Here is a 4,294-nt window from a genome sequence, read left to right on the forward strand (position 1 = left end):
TCCATGGTCCACGACAGTGCCATGGCCCCGCGGCGCGGCACCCGGCCGTAGGTGGGGCGCAGCCCGGTGACGCCGGACAGCGCGGCGGGGGCGAAGATGGAACCCCACGTTTCGCTGCCGATGGCGAACGGCACCAGCGCCGCGGCCACCGCCGAACCCGGCCCGCTGCTGGATCCGCCGCTCCAGTAGTCGCGGTTCCACGGCGTGCGGCCAGGGCCGGTGATGGAGGCGTTCGCCTGCTCGTATCCAAAGCCGCCGGCCAGTTCCACGCTGCTGAGCTTGGCGACCAGAACCGCGCCCGCGGCCGTCAGCCGCTCAATGACGGCGGCGTCGGGAAGGCGCTGCTCGCGGTACGGCTGCGCGCCCCAGGTGGTGGGATAGCCTTCGGCGCCCAGCAGGTCCTTGGCGCCGTAGGGCATTCCGTGCAGCGGACCGCGGTAGCGCCCCGCGCGGATCTCGTCTCGCGCGCGGGCCGCCTCGCGCAGCGCGCGCTCGCGGGTGAGCGTCACCAGCGCGCCCAAGCCCGGCCCGTGGCGCTCCAGCCGCTCCATGTACGCCTCCGCCAGCTCCACCGGGTCCAGCCGCCGCGCGCGGATCCCCGCCGCGATGTCCGCCAGCGGCAGGTACAGCGTTCCGTCCGGAATCATCGCGGCACCCCTCCGGCCACGCGGAACACGAAGGCCGGCTCGGTGGCGATGGGGAGCGGAAAGGCGCGCAGCCGCTCCGCCGTCTGCAGGTTGCCGCTGATGCCGCGCTGCACCTTCGCCATCTGCGCCTCCGTCATGCGGTCGCCGTACTGGGCGCGGACCGCGTCCGCCAGCGCGCGGGCCAGCGGCGTGGGCGGGCGCTCCGTGCCGGCGGGCGGCGCGGCAGCCGCTGCCGCCTGCGGCGCGGGCGCCGGGGGAGCCGCTGCCGGGGCCGGCGACTCCGCCGGGGCGCCGGGCGCGCACGAAGCCAGCGGCGCCAGCACGGGCACCATCGCCGCGGCGACGGCCGCGCGGGTGAAGTCGCGCCGGGACAGGTCCTTGGGCTGCTCCATCGATCCTCGCATCGAGGGTAGGAAACAACGGCCGGCGCGGGCGCAAACACCCGCCGCGCGGCAGAGCTGATCTACAGTATACGGAACGGCCCCCGCCGGGGCGACGGGGGCCGGGAACACACGTTCAACCATCCGGTCCGCCGATCCACGGCGGAAGGATCAGAGGCCGTACTCCTTGAGCTTCTGCCAGAGCGTGGTGCGCCCCATCCCCAGCGCGGCGGCGGCGCGGGTGCGGTTGCCGTCCGCCTCTTCCAGCGCCTGCACGATCTTTTCGCGCTCGGACGCGGCGTCGGGGGCCACGTAGCGGCGCACCGCCTCGGGAGCGCGCGCCTCCGCCCGCCGCGCGTCGCCGTTGCCGTTCCCCGAGGAGATCGCGGACGCCCCGTCGCGCACCTCTTCGGGAAGGTGGTGGGCAAGGATGCGCCCGCCCTCGCTGACGATGCAGGCGTACTCCAGCGACGCCATCAGCTCGCGCACGTTCCCCGGCCAGTCGTACGCGCTCAGCAGCTCCATGGCGTCTTCCGACACGCCCTGGATGCGGCGCGTGGGCTCCACCCGCTCGTTCCACCGGGCCAGCGCCGCGCCCACCAGGGCGGGAACGTCCTCCGGCCGGTCGCGCAGTTCCGGGACGCGGATCTGAAAAACCTTGAGGCGAAAGTAGAGGTCCTTTCGGAACGCCCCTTCCTCTACCATGGCCTCCAGGTCGCGGTGCGTGGCGGCCACCACGCGCACGTCCACCTGCAGCGTGCGCGACGTTCCCACGCGCACCACCTCGCGCTCCTGCAGCACGCGCAGCAGCTTGGCCTGCATGCCGGGCGACACGTCGCCGATCTCGTCCAGAAAGATGGTGCCGCCGTTGGCTTCCTCGAACATCCCCTTGCGTTCGTTCACGGCACCCGTGAACGCCCCGCGCGCGTGGCCGAACAGCTCCGATTCCAGCAGCCCCTCCGCCAGCGCCGAGCAGTTCACCGTCAGGTAGGGGCGGCTGCGGCGCGGGCTTTCTTCGTGAATGGCGCGGGCGATCAGTTCCTTTCCCGTCCCCGTGGCGCCGCGGAGCAGCACCGTGCTTTCCGTCGGGGCCACGCGGGAAATGGCGCGCAGCACCTCCTTCATCCGCGTTCCGGCGCCCACGATGCGGGCCGCGCCGGCGCCCAGCACGGGTTCCCGCCGCGCCAGGATCGCCTTGATCTTGGAGCGCAGCAGGGTGTTGTCGCACGGCTTGGTGAGATAGTCGTCCGCGCCCAGCTTGAGCGCGGCCACGGCGGAATCCACCGTGGCGAAGCCGGTGAGCATCACGACGGGCACGTCGTTTCCGGAGCCGCGCAGCTCCTCCAGCACGGACAGGCCGGTGCGCCCCTCCATGCGCAGGTCCAGCAGCACCATGTCGAACTGGTCGGTGCGCAGGCGCTCCATCCCCGCGTCGCCGCTGGGCACCGCTTCCACCTGGTAGCCCTCGTCGGCAAGCAGGGCGCCGGTGCCCACGCGGAACGCGCGGTCGTCGTCGATGATCAGGATGCGGGGTGTTTCGGTCAAGACAGTACGAGAGTACGAGAGTACGAGAGTACGAGAGTACGAAAGTACGAAAGTACGAAAGTACGAAAGTACGAAAGTACGAAAGTACGAAAGTACGAAAGTGCCCGGTCCCCAGGTTCAAGTGCCCAGAATGGGGCGCGCGGGGGCAGGTTCAGGTGCCGGGAGCCGGTGGAGTGCACCAGCGCCGTTGTGCACTGGGCACTTGGCACTGAGCACTGAGCACTTTGATCTCAGCACTCAGCACTCCGCACTCCGCACTTTCCATTTTCAATCCGCCGCGAGCAGTTCCCGCTCGTCCGAGCCGTCCGACAGCGTTTCGTCCAGCGTTTCGCGCGGCAGGCGGATGGTGAAGCGGCTCCCCTTGCCGGGGGCGCTCTCCACGTCGATGCGCCCGCGGTGGCCGCGGATGATCCCTTCCGACACGAACAGCCCCAGCCCGGTTCCCGTCACGCCCGGCTTGGTGGTGTAGAACGCCTCGAAGATGTGCGGCAGATCGCGCTCGCTGATCCCCGCGCCCGTGTCTTCCACCACCACCTCCACCGTGTCTTCCACCGAGCGCGTGGCGATGCGCAGTCGGCCGCCGTCCGGCATGGCGTCGCCCGCGTTGGCCACCAGGTTCGCCAGCACCTGCTGGATGGCTTCCGGGTGCGCCACCACGGAAGGGACGTCCGGCGCCAGCTCCGCCGCGATCTCGATCCCCCGGGTGCGCAGCTCCGGCCCGGCCAGGGTGAGCACGCGGTGCACCAGGGCGTTCAGGTCCAGCAGCGCGGCCGCGTCGGACTGCGGGCGGCTCTGGTCCAGCAGCCGCCGCGTGAGCGACGCCATGCGCGCCAGCTCTTCCTGCGCCAGCGTAAGGAACTCGCGGTTGGGATCGTTGGGGTCGCCGCGCCGCTCCAGCGCCTCCAGGCAGTTCTGGATGTTGTAGATGGGGTTGTTGATCTCGTGCGAAAGCTGCGCGACCAGCCGCCCCATGGCCGCCAGCTTTTCGCGGTGAATCATCTCCGCCTGAGCGGACCGCAGGCGCCCCTCGCGGTCGGCGATGGCGCGCCGCATCTCCCCGAACGCGCGCGCCAGCTGCCCGATCTCGTCCGGGCCAATGCGCGGGAGCGGCGCGCTGAAGTCGCCCCGCGCCATGCGCACGGACGCTTCCGCCAGCGCCTGCGTGGGGCGCGCCACGATGCGCGCCACCACGGCCGCCAGCACCACCGCCAGCATGAGCGCGGCCACCCCGATGCCCCAGAGTGACGTCTTGATGGCGTTGGCCACCTGCAGCTCGTCGGCGATGGGCCGCATCAGGATGACCGTGGCGGGCAGCCCGCGCGCCGCCACGTTCACCGGCACCGCCATGTAGTACCGCTCGCCCGCCGTCACCTGCCGCGCGCCGGCGTTGGGCGCGTTGCGCAGCAGCCGCAGGTCTGCACGGCTCAGCTGGGCGCGCGCCGTGTCGGAAAGGGTGGTGCCGATCACGGAGTCGCCCACCATCAGCACCACCAGCGTGTTCACCCGCTTGACGTCCTTGGCGATCCCCTTGGCGCTCACCCGCCGGCCCACGCCCACGCGGCCCAGGCGAACGGTGTCGGCCCACACGTCGGCCAGGGCAAACTGGATGGGGTCGCCGCTGCCGTCCAGCGGAAGCACCACGGAGCTGCCGCCGTTGGTGCCCGCGTCCATGGCCTGCGCGGGAAGCGGGGGCCCGGCGATGAACTTTCCGGTGCTGTCGAT

General features: G+C 71.6%; 4 protein-coding genes. All 4 read right to left on the reverse strand.

The window, feature by feature from the left end:
* Positions 1-647: amidase (locus VF665_RS20165; protein ID WP_331055262.1), on the reverse strand; the 647-nt coding region annotated here is incomplete at its 3' end.
* Positions 644-1,039: a hypothetical protein gene (locus VF665_RS20170; RefSeq protein WP_331055263.1), complete on the reverse strand. Its 396-nt coding sequence runs from the start codon at positions 1,037-1,039 to the stop codon at positions 644-646. The genes VF665_RS20165 and VF665_RS20170, both read right to left, overlap by 4 nt.
* 159 nt (positions 1,040-1,198) lie before the next feature.
* On the reverse strand, positions 1,199-2,572 hold the full coding sequence (locus VF665_RS20175) for a sigma-54 dependent transcriptional regulator (RefSeq protein ID WP_331055264.1): 1,374 nt from the start codon (positions 2,570-2,572) through the stop codon (positions 1,199-1,201).
* A gap of 267 nt (positions 2,573-2,839) precedes the next feature.
* Positions 2,840-4,294: HAMP domain-containing sensor histidine kinase (locus tag VF665_RS20180; protein WP_331055265.1), on the reverse strand; the 1,455-nt coding region annotated here is incomplete at its 5' end.

The sequence above is a fragment of the Longimicrobium sp. genome (assembly GCF_036387355.1).
GTDB lineage: Bacteria > Gemmatimonadota > Gemmatimonadetes > Longimicrobiales > Longimicrobiaceae > Longimicrobium.